The sequence below is a fragment of the Marinomonas communis genome, assembly GCF_004363305.1.
GTDB classification, from domain to species: domain Bacteria; phylum Pseudomonadota; class Gammaproteobacteria; order Pseudomonadales; family Marinomonadaceae; genus Marinomonas; species Marinomonas communis.
Window position 1 is genome coordinate 226992 of record NZ_SNZA01000004.1, and the last position, 14972, is coordinate 241963.

A 14972-nucleotide genomic window follows, 5' to 3' on the forward strand; every position below is an offset into this window, starting at 1 on the left:
TTGTCGGTGATTTAGCATGAAACTATCCATTATGAATGTTGTTGAAGTGGGGTTAAAGCGTGTCTCGATGAGCTTCGCCCTACTTGGGGGTCTTATCATGCTGTGCTTGGCGATCATTACGGTCGCCAGCATCATCGGCAGGACTTTTTTTGGCCAATCAGTAGAAGGTGACTACGAGCTAACTGAAGTGGGGCTCGCTATGGCCGTGTTCCTTTTCTTACCTGAATGTTATTTGCGTAAGGGCCATATCATCGTAGATTTGTTCACGGCACACTGCCGCCCGAAAACACTACACCTATTAGATCAATTAGGTCATCTCATTTTTACGTTCGTAAGCGCAGCTTTTGCCTACCGCATGGTATTAAGCGGCCTTGAATCCAGAGACTACTATGAGCAAACCATGATCCTAGAACTCCCAATGTGGTGGGTCTATGTGGTCGGAGTGATCTGTTTTAGTGTCTGCACCTTATGTGGTCTCCAGCGACTTATGTGCAGCCCTGTAGGAGAACAGAATGAGTAATGTACAGCTCGCGTTTCTAATGATGGGGATTCTATTAATCCTGATGAGCATTCGAATTCCCATCGCTCTTGCTATGATGGTGTGTGGCTCCATCGGTTATGTCGTCATTGGTGGGTTGCCAGCTTTGCTGGAATACCTCGGCACCGCTCCCGTCGCCAAGTTCTCGACTTATGATTTATCCGTTGTGCCACTTTTTCTATTAATGGGGGAGCTAGCCACTCGATCCGGTATTACCACCGAGTTGTTCCGCACCTGTAACACTTGGGTGGGTCGCCAAAAAGGTGGTATTGCTATGGCTGCTGTCGCTGGCTGTGCCGCGTTTGGCGCTATTTGTGGGTCTTCTCTTGCGACGGCTTCCACCATGGGCAAAGTGGCGTTACCTGAGATGCGCCGCCTTAATTACTCAGGCAGTCTGGCTGCTGGGGCGCTGGCGGCCGGGGGAACCTTAGGGATCTTGATCCCGCCTTCGATGGTTCTCATCATTTTTGCCGTACTCACAGAGCAAAACATTTCAAAAATGTTTATTGCAGCGTTTATTCCAGGCTTTCTGGCTGCAGCTGGCTACATGATCACCATTGCCATTTATGTTCGCCTTTACCCGAACTCAGGCCCTCGTGGAGAGGCAACAACTTGGCTACAAAAGCTTAAATCAACCCGTGATGTATGGCACATTACTTTGATCTTCTTAATCGTATTAGGGGGAATTTACTTCGGTATCTTCACGCCTACCGAAGCTGCCTCTGTCGGTGTTGTACTAACAGCCATCTTAGCCATTACTCATGGCAAAATGAGAATGGAAGGGTTACTGGCCAGCTTGATTCGTACTGCCGTATCCTCTGCAATGATTTTCTTCATTGTCTTAGGAGCCGACTTATTCAGCGTGTTTATCGCCCTTTCCAAGCTGCCAGAAATCGGTGTCGAAGTACTGACCAACTCTGGTCTTTCAGCCTATACCATTTTGGTGATCATGCTGATTACTTATCTCATTATGGGGTGTTTTTTGGACAGTCTGGCCATGATCCTGCTGACCATTCCAATCTACTTCCCTATCATCATGGCAATGGATTTTGGCATTCCGACAGCGGACTTGGGGATTTGGTTCGGAATCATTGCTCTAGTCGTCGTGGAAGTCGGTCTGATTACACCCCCAGTGGGCATGAACATTTTCATTATCAAGTCCTTTGACCAGTCACTACCGCTAAAAGAGTGTTTCAAAGGGGTCGTGCCATTTTTACTATCGGACTTCGTACGTGTGGCTTTGTTAGTTATGTTCCCTGGCATCACATTATGGCTCGTCCATGCCATCGGCTAATCATAATGAAAATCTAAGAATCGTTGTAACGCGTTTATTAAGGGGTCTATTAGGCCCCAATTTTTCAAAACTTGATAAGGTCAACAATTGTTATAAGTTTCACCAACCTGAGAGATTGATATACAATACTGCGCTTAAATTTTTTCATGCTAGGAAATCAACACATGCAAGACGACCGCTCCAAAAAGTCCGAACAAGAAATCGATTTTGGTGTACTAGGCGAATTTCTAGGTTACCGTTTGCGCCGTGCCCAAATGAACTTTTTCGCTAAATTTGGTGAGGTTTGTGAGGATCTGGGCATTAGTCCTGGATTGTTTGCGGTACTCGCGATTGTGGATCGCAACCCTGGTTTGACGCAAACAGCCGTGGCGCAAGCATTAGGTAATGACCGCTCAGCTATGGTTGCTGCTGTAGATAAGCTAGAAGGTAAAAATCTGCTAGAGCGCCGACCTGCAGTGAATGACCGTCGCTCCTACGCGCTATTTATGACCGAAGAAGGCAACCGTTTTTTTGCTAACGCTGTTGAGCGCGTGAGTCGTTACGAAAATGAAATGGCCAAGTGTCTAAAAGACGATTCTGAGAAAGAATGGTTACTGGACGCACTTGAGCGTTTGGCAAATAAGTCTTTGTAACGCCAACCTATTTATACTGACGCCCAATCAGAAAAGCCTTGTAGCACACCGTGCTACAAGGCTTTTTAATCCCTGTCAGAGGATTAGCACTCGATGGCGTTTACCGCCAAACCTCCACGGGAGGTTTCTTTATACTTATCTTGCATATCTTTGCCCGTATCACGCATGGTACGAATCACTTTATCTAGGGAAATAAAATGCTCGCCATCACCACGCAACGCCATCTGTGTGGCATTGATTGCTTTCATCGCAGCAATCGCATTACGCTCGATACAAGGCACTTGAACTAAGCCACCAACTGGATCACAGGTTAATCCAAGGTTATGCTCAAGGCCGATTTCAGCAGCATTCTCAACCTGTTGCGGTGTGCCGCCCATGACTTCGCAAAGCCCGGCCGCCGCCATAGAGCAAGCGGAGCCCACTTCCCCTTGGCAACCCACTTCTGCCCCTGAGATGGAGGCATTTTTCTTACAAAGCACACCAATCGCAGCTGCAGCCAGTAAGAAGTCAACCACATTCTCTTCCGTTGGATTTGGTACAAACTCCATGTAGTACATGAGTACCGCAGGGATGATACCCGCCGCCCCGTTAGTTGGCGCTGTAACCATTCGACCACCACCGGCATTCTCTTCGTTCACAGCTAGGGCGTATAAGTTGACCCAGTCCATAGCACTTAAGGTAGAGCTGATAATATTGGGGCGTGTGGCACGGATCAGAGACTTATGCAGGCTCATGGCTCGACGGCGGACATTCAAGCCACCAGGCAATATGCCTTCTTTATGCAGGCCATTCGCGATGCAGTCTTTCATCGCCCCCCAAATATCCATCAGGCCGTCACGCACTTCTTGCTCAGAACGAAATACCTTTTCGTTCTCCATCATCAGCTCACTGATTCGAAGCTTGTTGTCTCGACACATTTGCAGCAATTCAACGGCTGTGTTGAAGTCATAAGGCACATCGACCTGTGGCACCAAGGTCGCATCGGCGGTAGCTTCTGACTCGTCAATGACAAAACCACCACCAATCGAGTAGTAGGTATTTTGATAGAGACTTGTTCCTGCACTATCAAACGCCGTTAGACGCATGGCATTTGGATGGTACGGTAGTGACTCTTCTAAAAGGAGCATGTCACGCTCCCAAATGAACTCAATATTATGTTCAGGAGCCAACACTAAACGCTGGCTACTCATTAATGCTTCTATGCGCGCCGTTACACAGTCAGGGTTAATGCTGTGTGGTCGCTCGCCCATCAATCCCATGATGACCGCATGGTCTGTGCCATGCCCTTTTCCAGTCGCGCTTAATGAACCATATAGCTCTACCAATACACGAGCGGTGTCTTCCGTGAGTTTTCGCTCTAACAACGCTTGGGTAAAATCGGCTGCAGCGGCCATGGGTCCCACGGTATGGGAGCTAGAAGGGCCAATGCCAATTTTAAAAAGATCAAATACGCTGATAGACATAACGCCTCCAGAAAGTTTCCAATTGGAAACAAGATTAACAATAAGAAACAAATACAGATTTTTTAATGTAATTACAAGTATTTGTACGCCTTATTCAGTTTCGCAAGTTGCAAAACTGGTGTGAGCGAGAACGGGAAGGATGTGCGGAGTGGAAATTAGAAGTTGGATAGCGCCATAGCGCTATCCAAGTACGTACTTATCGTCCAAAAACAACCGTTCGCTTGCCATTCAAGAAGACACGTTTTTCAACGTGGCATTTGATCGCATTAAACAATGTTATACGTTCGATATCTTGCCCTTTTGCGACCAAATCTTCTGGATAATGCGCATGATCCACTGTTTGGATACCTTGGGCGATGATTGGGCCTTCATCAAGATCATCGTTTACATAGTGAGCCGTTGCGCCAACCATCTTCACGCCCTTTTCCCATGCTTGGTGATAAGGACGAGCACCTTTAAAGCCTGGTAACAATGAGTGGTGAATGTTGATCGCACGACCATCTAAGTACTGACACATCTCCGATGAAAGTACCTGCATGTAACGAGCTAATACCACTAGCTCAGCATCATACTCTTCGATTAACTCACGTACCTTAGCCTCTTGCTCAGGCTTGGTATCGGCCGTAATAGGCAAATGGTAGTAAGGAATGTTATGCCACTGTGCCAACGACTCTAGATCTGGGTGATTGGAAATGATCACGGGCACTTCGATGTTTAACTGCCCGGTACGGTAGCGGTACAACAAGTCATTCAGACAGTGGTCGTACTTAGACACCATAATCGCTACACGTGGACGATGGTTCGGTGCTGTCAGCTCCCACTCCATTTCGAATTGCTTAGCGCGGGCAGAAAACTCCGCAGTAAACTCTTCTGGAGTAAAGTCAGCTGATTGCGGGAAAAACTCTACTCGAATGAAAAAGCGATTCGCTTCACGGTCATCGAACGAATGAATCTCTTCCACGTAGTTCCCAGCTTCCGCCATAAAACGAGTGACCACATCAACGGTACCAATCACACTTGGGCAGTTTGCAGTAAAGATCCATGGTTTTGTTGTTGCTTTCATAGGATGTTCTCTCTAGAAGAAGCCGATCCGCATGGCGAATCGGCTGGTATGGAGGGGAAGGAATTACGCTTCAACCACTAAGCCGTATTCGCGGCTAGCATCTTGAATCCATAACCATAGGTAGTCAGAGAAGCTACGACGAATCACTAGCTCAAACGTCTCTTCACCGGAGCGGCGAATCACAGCAGAGCTTTTCGCAAAAACAGACGTGACAACCTTACCTACTGGAAATTCACTTGGGTGAAGATCGATCGGCGAAGATTTTTTGATGACATCTTTCGCATGCTTACCAGACAAAGTCACCAATGTCTGACCGCCACTCACGTTAACCACTTGGTAGTGGCCAATCATGTTCTGCTGGAACGCCGTTTCGATGTCAAATGCCTGCAAACCTGGCACTGTGATCAACCATTCGTCTGGAGAAATCCAACGTACTACAACATCGCCTTGACTAACGGATGTCAGCGGTTGGGTTGGCAAAGCCACACCCAACACTTTCTCAACGACGGACATTTGCTCTGCGTTGTCAGCATTCATACGCAGTGTGATATGTCCCAGCAACGCTTCTTCTTTGAAACTAACACCACCAGTGTTTGGGCCTTTCTTAGCGATGGTTGCTAAATCAGCGTGAAACAACGGTGATTGACCCACAATGGATGCATCAGGTAGCTGGTTCATGACTGATACCGTTGCTGTTTCATTTTTTACATCAGACATTTTGACGCTCCCCTTTTGGATCTAGGAAAATTGGGCTACAAATTTCGGCTTCAACGACACGACCATCAACTAATGGGTAGTACACTTTTTCGCCCATTTTTTCTAAACCGCCTTTTACAAAGCCCATCGCAATCGAGCGGCCTAAGTTAGCAGACCAGTAGCTAGACGTTACGTGACCCACCATCGGCATTGGAATTGGAGCGGTCGGATCGAATACACCTTGTGCACCTTCTGGCAACACAATGTTCGGATCAACAGTTTTCAAACCCACTAATTGCTTACGATCAGCACGGACACAGTCTTCACGTTTCATGCCACGCTTACCGATAAAGCTGAATGGCTTATTCATGGAAACCGCCCAACCCATACCTAAATCGTAAGGGTGAACAGAGCCATCAGTATCTTGACCAGCGATAATGAAGCCTTTCTCTGCACGAAGGATGTGCATGGTTTCCGTACCGTATGGTGTCAGGTTGTACTTAGCGCCATGTTCAAACAGTTTTTCCCAAACATGCAGACCGTAGTTTGCTTGAACGTTGATCTCAAAAGACAGCTCACCCGTGAACGAGATTCGGAACACACGCGCTGGAACGCCGGCAACAGTCATCGGTTTCCAGTCCATGAAACCAAAGTTATCTTTCGACACATCCGCATCCGTTAGCTCTTCTAGAAGCTTACGGCTGTTCGGACCAGAAATCGTCATAGTTGCCCAATGGTCCGTAACGGAAGTGAAGTACACTTCTAGTTCAGGCCACTCTGTTTGATGGTAAAGCTCTAACCAAGTTAGAACACCTGCTGCACCACCAGTAGTTGTGGTCATCAAGAAGTGGTTTTCACCAAGACAAGATGTCACACCGTCATCGAATACCATGCCGTCTTCTTTCAGCATTAAGCCGTAACGACATTTACCGACTGGCAATTTCGCCCACGCGTTTGAGTAAACACGACCTAGGAATTCACGTGCGTCTTTACCTTGGATGTCGATTTTACCCAGTGTAGATGCGTCCAAAATACCAACCGATTCACGTGTTGCTAGACACTCACGATTCAAGGCTTCTTGCATTGACTCGCCCGCTTTCGGGAAGTACCAAGGACGTTTCCATTGACCCACATCCTCGAACTTAGCACCTTGCTCTAGATGCCACTTATGCATCGCACTGTAACGCTCAGGATCAAACAACTCTTTGCAATCACGGCCTACGATCGCACCGAATGTGATCGGCGTGTAGTTAGGACGGAAGATGGTTGTTCCTGTATCAGGAATGGTTTGGTTCAATGCGCTGGCTGCGATTGCCATACCATTGATGTTACCCAACTTACCTTGGTCAGTACCAAAGCCCATCGCCGTGTAACGTTTCACGTGCTCGATCGACTCAAAGCCTTCGCGACACGCAAGCTCAATGCCCGCTGCAGTCACATCGTTTTGGTAATCAACAAACTGCTTAGGCGCTTGTGATGTCGGTTTAGTGTGTGGAATATGGTAAAGCGCCATGGCTTTTGATTCAGACACTTGTGCAGACTCAGGCAATGCCACTTCAGCTTTTGCTAGGCCAAGCTTTTCTAACGCGTCTTGACCAGCTTGCAGACCTTCAGACAAGGCATCAGCGGTTGTGTAGTGTCCGTTGATCGCACCCGCAGTCAGTTGCTGCTGTACGGTTTTACCTGGAACAAAACCAATCGCAGAGTCATCCCAAACTGGGCGAGAACCCGTGTGACAAGATAGGTGCACAACTGGACTCCAACCACCTGAAGAAGCAACAGTGTCTGCGCTTAGCTTCTTAACAGAGCCAGTCACTTTAGAACCGTCTTCACTGATAGAGGCAACCGATACACCGGATACGCGTTTGCTGCCTTGAACGTCAATCACTGCAGAGCCAGCCATCACAGTGATACCACGCTCACGAGCTGCATCCACTAGAGGGCCAGTTGGGTTCTTACGAGTGTCCACAATGGCTTGTACCTTGCGACCCGCATCATGCCAATCCAATGCCGCATGGTAAGCATTGTCATTGGTTGTCATCAGCACCAACTCATTACCTGGCACAACGCCGTAACGGTTAATGTAAGTGGAAACCGCATTCGCAACCATGACACCTGGTACGTCGTTGTTTGCAAACACCAATGGACGTTCGTGAGCACCGGTTGCTAGCACTACCCATTTTGCGCGCACACGGTGGTAACGAGCACGAACCTGACCATTCGGCGCACGGTCCGCTAGATGCTCCGTCATGCGTTGGTGAATCGTTAGGAAGTTATGATCGTGGTAACCATTCACAGTAGAGCGAGGTAGCACCAAAACATTTTCGTTGGCTTCTAACTCTTTCGTGACGCTCGCCACCCATGCTGAGCCCGCTTTACCGTCAACCGTTTCTTTGCTGCTTAGTAGACTGCCACCAAACTCGTTTTGTTCGTCAGCGATGATAACGCGAGCGCCACCACGTGCCGCCGCCAAGGCAGCCATTAGACCCGCAGGGCCTGCACCGACAACCATCACATCACAGTGCTGGTTCATCTTGTCGTAGATATCTGGATCGTATTCTTTAGGAGAACGACCTAGACCCGCCGCTTGGCGAATAACTTTTTCATAGGTTTCCCACATAGACTGTGGGTACATGAAGGTTTTGTAGTAGAAACCTGGTGGCATCATTTTACCACCTACTTTTCCTACTAATCCCATCAAGTCCATTTCAACATTTGGCCAACCATTGGTTGAACCTGCAACCAACCCAGAGAACAACTCTTGCTGCGTTGCACGAACGTTCGGCACCTGAGTGGCTTCAGTCGCGCCCAATTGCATGATGGCGTTTGGCTCTTCTGCACCCGCTGCCACAATACCGCGAGGACGGCTGTATTTGAAACTACGACCAACCAGATCAACACCGTTTGCCAACAATGCTGACGCTAGGGTATCCCCAGCAAAACCTTTAAATTGCTTACCGTTATAGGTAAATGTCAGTGGCTTAGAACGGTCAATTCGGCCACCGCTTTGTAGACGATTTTTTTGAGACATGATCCGCTCCCTTTACTCAACCACTTTTGGCTGCTCGCCGATTTTGTAGACTTCTTTAATTTCATACGTTGCTGTATTACGAGTAACGTTGAAAAACTTACGGCAACCAGCCGCATGAACCCACAGTTCATGATGCAGGCCTTTCGGGTTCTTACGGAAGAACATGTAGTTACCCCATTCTTCATCAGTACAAGAATCAGGATCTAGTGGACGAGCGATATGCGCCTGACCGTGATTGTGGAACTCTTCTTCTTCACGGTGCTCACCACAATGCGGGCAATAAATAAGAAACATGTAATAACTCTCCCGTTAGTGTGCTACGCCAGCAGCGCCGTGCTCATCGATAAGCGCGCCGTTGTGGAATCGGAACATAGAGAATGGCTTCGCCAATTCGTGCATTTCGCCTTTCGCAAGAGACGCCGCAAAAACGTTGCCTGACCCTGGTGTGGCTTTGAAACCACCCGTACCCCAACCACAGTTGAAGAAAAGGTTTTTAACTGGGGTTTCCGAAATGATCGGACAAGCATCAGGACATGTATCCACGATACCGCCCCATTGACGGTTCATGCGCACACGGCTAAAGATCGGGAACATTTCAACAATCGCTTGAATCGTGTGTTCGATCGTAGAGTAAGAACCGCGCTGGCCGTAACCTGTGTAACCATCAATACCCGCACCGATCACCAAGTCACCTTTGTCTGACTGAGACGCGTAACCGTGTACATGGTTAGACATAACCACTGTGTCTAGGATTGGCTTGATTGGCTCAGATACCAAGGCTTGCAATGGGTGAGATTCCAGCGGTAATTCGAAACCTGCCTTAGCAGCCATCACGCCAGAGTGACCCGCTGTGACACAACCTACGCGATCGGCTTTGATATCGCCGTAACGATCGGTTTTAACACCCACAACCGTGCCATCTTCAATAATGAAATCGACTACTTCTGTTTGCTGGATTAAATCCACACCGCGCATGTCTGCACCACGAGCAAAGCCCCATGCCACAGCATCGTGACGAGCAACACCCGCACGTGGTTGCCAAGACGCCCCCATGACTGGGTAACGAGCATTGTCAGAGCAATCAAGGATCGGCACGATCTCATTCACTTGTTTCGCGTCCAAGACTTCGCCGTCAATACCGTTTAGACGGTTCGCATTTACACGGCGTTCGATATCGCGCATGTCTTGCAGTGTGTGACCTAAGTTCAGACAGCCACGCTGAGAGAACATCACGTTGTAGTTAAGATCTTGAGATAGACCTTCCCACAACTTCATCGCGTGCTCGTATAAATGCGCCGCTTCGTCCCAAAGGTAGTTTGAACGAACGATTGTCGTATTACGTGCTGTATTACCGCCACCTAAGTAGCCTTTCTCGATCACCGCAACATTCGTGATGTTATGCTCTTTTGCAAGATAATAAGCTGTGGCTAGACCGTGACCACCGCCGCCGACGATGATGACATCGTACTTTTTCTTCGGTGTCGGGTTGCGCCAAACCCGTTGCCAATTTTCATGATGGCTTAGACTGTGCTTTAACAAGCCAAATCCGGAATACTGCTGCATTGTGTCAGCTCCTTATCATGGCAGACCTTCTTGGGACTGCATTACAAAGTGGTAATACTAGCGATAGACTGGGTAGTCGGCGCAAAGCGCGTTTACTTGCTCTGTCACTGCGTTGATCGTATGAAACTTATGTTCAGTCGATTCTGGAAAGCGGAAGACAATCATCACTTCAACGTAACTCACGCGCATTGACACAATGCTTGAGTACTTACAACAGAAAGAACCAGCGGAAGACCAGTAGTGAATAAGGAGACGTTGAAGCACTCCTGCCAAACCAGAAAAACCAACCTACGCCACCTATACTATGAAACCCCCTCAGCGGTAACTTTTTTGATTGCGTCAAATAGATGGTTATTTACGACACCTAAAATAAACGTCGTAAAACGACATAAAAGCAGTATTTTTGAGCGCCCTTGAGTCAGTCTTTTCATAGAGTTATGCGTTTGAGCCTTACCTTAGTGCTCGCTTTCACATACACTTGCACAATTGCTGCAACACTATTCGTACAGGAACCCTCGTTCACCATGACGCAATCTGTTCAAAAAAAGCACTTTAGCCCCTCTCATGCAGACCACAATCATGCTCATGTGATCACGCCTGACCAGGATAAAGCTCCGATCATGATTGGCTTTGTGCTACTGGAGCATTTCTCTATGGTGGCTTTTACAGGCGCTGTCGATGCCTTGGTAACGGCGAACTTAGTACAAACGGAAAAGCTGTTTGACTACGCGACCCTAAGCCTTACAGGATCGTCAGTTGTCAGTGATTTGGGGATTGAAATTGCGACAGGCAGCAGTGTTGAAAAGGCTCTTAACGCATCAAGTCAGTTGTTCGATGTATTAATCGTATGTGGTGGTTATCGTTGTCAATTGGCTGAGCAACCAGCGTTAACGGAGTACCTTAAAAATCATCAAAAGAATGACGCGTACTTGGGCGGATTATGGAATGGCTCCATTGCCTTGGCCCATGCTGGTTTAACTCAAGGACGACGTATCGCCGTTCACCCTGACAATCACCCTTATGTGAAAGAGCATTTCCAAGACACTGCTATAGCCAAAGAAACATCCATCATTGACGGGTCGATTTTAAGCTGCTCTGGACCTGTGAGCGCTCTAGGAATGATGCTTTCTTTGGTCGAAGACATGCAGGGGAATCGTATTGCACGAGCGGTGAAAGAGATCCTGACCTGTGATCAGCTCGCGGAAAGTCCCATCACCCCGATCCCACAACCGACCGATGAAGCTAAGTACCCAGATGCGCTTAAGAAAGTATTAGAGCTGATGCGTAGCAACATCGAAGAACCTTTAACTCTTGAAGAGCTATTACATTACGCTAGCGTTTCACGTCGTCAGCTTGAGCGCTTGTTTCAGAACCATCTCGAAACCAGCCCATCACGTTATTATCTTGAACTGCGCATCACCTACGCTCGTCGTTTGCTGCAACAGACCAACAAGCCAATTATTGAAGTCGCCATTGCCAGTGGCTTTGTCAGCTCTAGCCATTTTAGTAACTGCTTCAAAGACTACTTTGGCGTTGCACCCAGTAACTTCCGCAAGAAAACCAGCCAAGCGTAACGCTTATTTACCAATAAAAATGGCCTCGAGTAGAGGCCATTTTCACATCTAAAGTAAGTGATGACTTACTCTACTTCAATCACTTCGTAGCTATGAACAATGTTCACACCACCACGCTCAAGCATAAGAGATGCTGAGCAGTACTCTTCCGCAGACAGTTTTACCGCACGCGCCACATGACTTTCTTTGATCTTGCGACCCGTTACGACAAAGTGCACACGAATTTCAGTAAATACAGAAGGCACTGTGTCTGCACGATCCGCATCAATCTGCGCCACACAAGACACAACATCTTGGCGCGCTTTTTTCAGGATATTGACCACATCGTAGGAAGTACAACCGCCTAAACCGGCAAGGATAAGTTCCATCGGGCGAGGGCCTGCTGTTTGATTGCCATCGATCTCTACTTTAAAGCCAGAGCCCGTTTCAGCAGTAAAATGTACGTCTTCTTGCCAAGCTACACTTGTTTTCATAGCGTTCTTCTCTCAAATCTTATTTAAACAATTCCGCCAGTTTTTCGCCCGGATTGTCTGCTTTCATAAAGGCTTCGCCCACTAAGAAAGCATGAATATTGTTTTCACGCATCGCCGCTACATCGTCTTGAGTATGAATGCCACTTTCAGTCACGATCAAACGATCTTTTGGCACATCATTCATCAATTCAAATGTATGCTGCAAACTCAGTTCAAAAGTATGCAAGTCACGGTTGTTAATACCTAACAACTCAGTCTCAGTGTACTCTAATGCCAGCTCTAACTCAGCGCGATTATGCACTTCTACTAAGACATCCATAGATAGGTCACGAGCCATCTGATCTAGTTCACGTAGTTCTTTGCCAGATAGGCAAGCAGCAATCAACAAAATACAGTCGGCGCCAATCGAACGCGCTTCCATCACTTGGTAAGGGTCAACAATAAAATCCTTACGAATCACAGGTAGTGAACAGGCATTGCGTGCTTCTACTAGGTAATCTTCGTGACCTTGAAAAAAGTCTTGGTCGGTCAATACAGACAAACACGCTGCGCCGCCCTTTTCATAGGACACAGCAATATCTTTTGGAGAAAACGGATCGCGCAAAATACCTTTACTTGGAGAGGCTTTTTTCACTTCCGCAATCACCCCCGCTTTACCCAAAGCAATTTTGCTGCGTAGGGCTGCGGCAAATCCACGAGTTGGATTGTGAGCGTTGGCCGCTGCAGCAGCGATTTCAAGATTAGCAAACGGTGTACGAGCTTGTCGTTCAGCGATTTCCTCGTACTTACGCGCCACGATCTTTTTTAAAATTGTTGGAGTCTCGACTTGCATAATAGCTCTCTATTTTAGTTCGCTGTTTCTGTTGTATCAGGCATGTAGCAACGGGAAAAACTCGCTAATTCTTGCAGTTTGATCTTAGCTAAGCCACCACAGATCACATCTTCTGCAATCGCAACACCTTCTGCTAACGAGTCCGCTACACCCGATACATAAATCGCGGCACCTGCGTTTAGGGACACAATATCGCGCGGTGCATTTTCTTTGCCCTTACCTTCCAGTGCCGATTTCAGCATTTCAAAGCTTGCATCAGCATCCTCTGCCTGTACTAGAGATAAAGGCTGACGCGCCAACCCAAAGTCTTCCGGAGTGATCTCGTACTCTGAGATTTCACCATCTTTTAGCTCTGCCACGTAAGTTTTGTCAGAAATACTAATTTCATCCAACCCGTCCGCAGAATGCACCACCAATACATGGCTGCTGCCCAGCGCCTTTAAGGCCTCAGCAATAGGACGTACCCACTCTTTGGCGAACACCCCCATCACTTGACGTTTTGCACCAGCAGGGTTGGTCAACGGCCCTAATAAATTGAAGATGGTACGGGTGGCCATTTCTTTGCGAGGTGCGATCGCGTACTGCATTGCAGAGTGATAGTTTGGCGCAAACATAAAGCCTAGACCCAGCTCTTGTACGCTGCGTTTCACTTGCTCACTGTTCAAGCCTAGGTAAACGCCAGCCTTTTCTAACACATCGGCACTACCAGATTTAGACGATACAGAGCGACCACCGTGTTTCGCAACGTGTGCTCCAGCACCCGCTGCAACAAACGACGCTGCGGTAGATACGTTAAACAAATTGCCTCCATCGCCACCGGTACCACAGGTATCAACGATTTCATCACCACCTAGGTCAACCTTAGTGGACAGTTCACGCATCACTTGAGCGGCGGCAATAATCTCTTCTACCGTCTCACCTTTCATGCGTAAGCCAATTAAAAACCCGCCAATCTGTGCATCGGTTGTTTGGCATGTCATGATACTCATCATCACATCACGCATTTCATCGCCAGTTAGGTCTTGTTTATTAACCACCTTGGCAATCGCTTGTTTAATATCCACCAGCCAACTCCTAATGTTTGAAAAAGTTGTCTAACAGAGCGTGACCATGCTCTGTCAAAATCGACTCAGGGTGAAACTGCACCCCTTCAATGTTCATACTTGTGTGTCGTAAGCCCATGATCTCATCCAACTCGCCTTGATCATTTTGCGTCCACGCCGTTACCTCTAGACAAGCAGGTAAGGTCTCTTGCTTCACTACCAAGGAATGGTAACGTGTCGCATTATAAGGATTAGGCAAATCACGGAACACACCAATCCCCTTATGGTACACCTTTGAGGTTTTGCCGTGCATTACTGTTTTGGCTCGAATCACATCGCCACCAAATACTTGGGCAATACTCTGATGCCCCAAACAGATACCTAACACTGGAATGCTGCCAGCAAAGTGCTCAATTGCTTGCAAGGAAATGCCCGCTTCATTTGGCGTACATGGCCCTGGAGAAATGACAATATGACTCGGCGCAAGCGCCTCAATATCTGCAATCGTTAAGGTATCGTTACGACGAACATCCACCTCATAACCCAACTCACGAATGTACTGCACCAAGTTGTAGGTGAAGGAATCGTAGTTGTCTATCATCAGAACCATAAATCACTTAAACCACTGATAAGTAAAGCTTTTAAAAAAATCGGCTCAATGGTTTCCGGTGCTAAATGAAGCACACCTAATATGGAGGGAATTTGAGCTCGGACAATACTACATGATTGTCAGAATGAGCGCTATTTTGTGGCGCGACAAGAACATTAGA

The 14972-nt window shown here is 47.6% G+C and carries 15 protein-coding genes; 4 read left to right on the forward strand and 11 right to left on the reverse strand.

Features of this window, described 5'->3' with window-relative positions:
* Positions 1–16 precede the first annotated feature (16 nt).
* From C8D85_RS12680 to C8D85_RS12690, 3 genes are all read left to right on the forward strand, one after another.
* Entirely contained in the window at positions 17–520 is a 504-nt protein-coding gene (locus tag C8D85_RS12680) for a TRAP transporter small permease (protein ID WP_133563282.1), read from the forward strand.
* Positions 513–1832 (forward strand): TRAP transporter large permease, encoded by a 1320-nt coding sequence (locus tag C8D85_RS12685; protein ID WP_133563283.1) that lies wholly within the window; start codon positions 513–515, stop codon positions 1830–1832. The genes C8D85_RS12680 and C8D85_RS12685 overlap by 8 nt, the downstream gene beginning before the upstream one ends.
* 164 nt (positions 1833–1996) lie before the next feature.
* Positions 1997–2464, forward strand: a complete 468-nt coding sequence (locus C8D85_RS12690; protein WP_133563285.1) for a MarR family winged helix-turn-helix transcriptional regulator — start codon at positions 1997–1999, stop codon at positions 2462–2464.
* Positions 2465–2547: 83 nt separating this feature from the next.
* On the opposite strand, the gene C8D85_RS12695 is transcribed toward C8D85_RS12690, so the two are convergent.
* The 7 genes from C8D85_RS12695 to C8D85_RS12725 form a co-directional block, all read right to left on the reverse strand.
* Positions 2548–3927: an L-serine ammonia-lyase gene (locus tag C8D85_RS12695; RefSeq protein ID WP_133563286.1), complete on the reverse strand. Its 1380-nt coding sequence runs from the start codon at positions 3925–3927 to the stop codon at positions 2548–2550.
* Positions 3928–4123: 196 nt separating this feature from the next.
* The gene (gene purU, locus C8D85_RS12700; RefSeq protein ID WP_133563288.1) at positions 4124–4990 is read right to left on the reverse strand and encodes a formyltetrahydrofolate deformylase; all 867 of its coding nucleotides are present in this window, start codon (positions 4988–4990) and stop codon (positions 4124–4126) included.
* A gap of 63 nt (positions 4991–5053) precedes the next feature.
* On the reverse strand, positions 5054–5707 hold the full coding sequence (locus tag C8D85_RS12705; RefSeq protein WP_133563290.1) for a sarcosine oxidase subunit gamma: 654 nt from the start codon (positions 5705–5707) through the stop codon (positions 5054–5056).
* Positions 5700–8717 (reverse strand): sarcosine oxidase subunit alpha, encoded by a 3018-nt coding sequence (locus tag C8D85_RS12710; protein ID WP_133563291.1) that lies wholly within the window; start codon positions 8715–8717, stop codon positions 5700–5702. Before C8D85_RS12710 ends, C8D85_RS12705 begins: the two co-directional genes overlap by 8 nt.
* A 12-nt stretch (positions 8718–8729) precedes the next feature.
* Positions 8730–9011, reverse strand: a complete 282-nt coding sequence (locus C8D85_RS12715; RefSeq protein ID WP_133563294.1) for a sarcosine oxidase subunit delta — start codon at positions 9009–9011, stop codon at positions 8730–8732.
* A gap of 15 nt (positions 9012–9026) precedes the next feature.
* Positions 9027–10280, reverse strand: a complete 1254-nt coding sequence (locus C8D85_RS12720) for a sarcosine oxidase subunit beta family protein (RefSeq protein WP_133563296.1) — start codon at positions 10278–10280, stop codon at positions 9027–9029.
* 57 nt (positions 10281–10337) lie between these two features.
* Positions 10338–10544, reverse strand: a complete 207-nt coding sequence (locus C8D85_RS12725; RefSeq protein ID WP_133563298.1) for a hypothetical protein — start codon at positions 10542–10544, stop codon at positions 10338–10340.
* Between the two features lie 260 nt (positions 10545–10804).
* Here C8D85_RS12725 and C8D85_RS12730 point away from each other — a divergent pair, with 260 nt between their 5' ends.
* Complete coding sequence (locus tag C8D85_RS12730; protein WP_133563300.1) at positions 10805–11854, forward strand: GlxA family transcriptional regulator; 1050 nt, start codon at positions 10805–10807, stop codon at positions 11852–11854.
* A 65-nt stretch (positions 11855–11919) separates the two neighbouring features.
* Here C8D85_RS12730 and C8D85_RS12735 read toward each other — a convergent pair whose 3' ends face one another.
* Genes C8D85_RS12735 through C8D85_RS12750 form a run of 4 tightly spaced genes read right to left on the reverse strand, consistent with a single transcriptional unit; the run spans position 11920 to position 14812 of the window.
* Entirely contained in the window at positions 11920–12327 is a 408-nt protein-coding gene (locus C8D85_RS12735) for an OsmC family protein (protein WP_133563303.1), read from the reverse strand.
* Between the two features lie 19 nt (positions 12328–12346).
* Positions 12347–13159: an indole-3-glycerol phosphate synthase TrpC gene (gene trpC / locus C8D85_RS12740; RefSeq protein WP_133563305.1), complete on the reverse strand. Its 813-nt coding sequence runs from the start codon at positions 13157–13159 to the stop codon at positions 12347–12349.
* Positions 13160–13173: 14 nt separating this feature from the next.
* Positions 13174–14223 carry an anthranilate phosphoribosyltransferase gene (gene trpD, locus C8D85_RS12745; protein ID WP_133563307.1) on the reverse strand — a complete coding sequence of 350 codons (1050 nt, stop codon included), beginning with the start codon at positions 14221–14223 and terminating at the stop codon, positions 13174–13176.
* Between the two features lie 10 nt (positions 14224–14233).
* Positions 14234–14812 carry an anthranilate synthase component II gene (locus tag C8D85_RS12750; RefSeq protein ID WP_133563309.1) on the reverse strand — a complete coding sequence of 193 codons (579 nt, stop codon included), beginning with the start codon at positions 14810–14812 and terminating at the stop codon, positions 14234–14236.
* Between the last annotated feature and the right edge of the window lie 160 nt (positions 14813–14972).

Coding starts and splice junctions, on each gene's coding strand:
- C8D85_RS12680 (WP_133563282.1), top strand. CDS start 17: ATGAAACTATCCATTATGAATGTTGTTGAAGTGGGGTTAAAGCGTGTC.
- C8D85_RS12685 (WP_133563283.1), top strand. CDS start 513: ATGAGTAATGTACAGCTCGCGTTTCTAATGATGGGGATTCTATTAATC.
- C8D85_RS12690 (WP_133563285.1), top strand. CDS start 1,997: ATGCAAGACGACCGCTCCAAAAAGTCCGAACAAGAAATCGATTTTGGT.
- C8D85_RS12695 (WP_133563286.1), bottom strand. CDS start 3,927: ATGTCTATCAGCGTATTTGATCTTTTTAAAATTGGCATTGGCCCTTCT.
- purU (WP_133563288.1), bottom strand. CDS start 4,990: ATGAAAGCAACAACAAAACCATGGATCTTTACTGCAAACTGCCCAAGT.
- C8D85_RS12705 (WP_133563290.1), bottom strand. CDS start 5,707: ATGTCTGATGTAAAAAATGAAACAGCAACGGTATCAGTCATGAACCAG.
- C8D85_RS12710 (WP_133563291.1), bottom strand. CDS start 8,717: ATGTCTCAAAAAAATCGTCTACAAAGCGGTGGCCGAATTGACCGTTCT.
- C8D85_RS12715 (WP_133563294.1), bottom strand. CDS start 9,011: ATGTTTCTTATTTATTGCCCGCATTGTGGTGAGCACCGTGAAGAAGAA.
- C8D85_RS12720 (WP_133563296.1), bottom strand. CDS start 10,280: ATGCAGCAGTATTCCGGATTTGGCTTGTTAAAGCACAGTCTAAGCCAT.
- C8D85_RS12730 (WP_133563300.1), top strand. CDS start 10,805: ATGACGCAATCTGTTCAAAAAAAGCACTTTAGCCCCTCTCATGCAGAC.
- C8D85_RS12735 (WP_133563303.1), bottom strand. CDS start 12,327: ATGAAAACAAGTGTAGCTTGGCAAGAAGACGTACATTTTACTGCTGAA.
- trpC (WP_133563305.1), bottom strand. CDS start 13,159: ATGCAAGTCGAGACTCCAACAATTTTAAAAAAGATCGTGGCGCGTAAG.
- C8D85_RS12750 (WP_133563309.1), bottom strand. CDS start 14,812: ATGGTTCTGATGATAGACAACTACGATTCCTTCACCTACAACTTGGTG.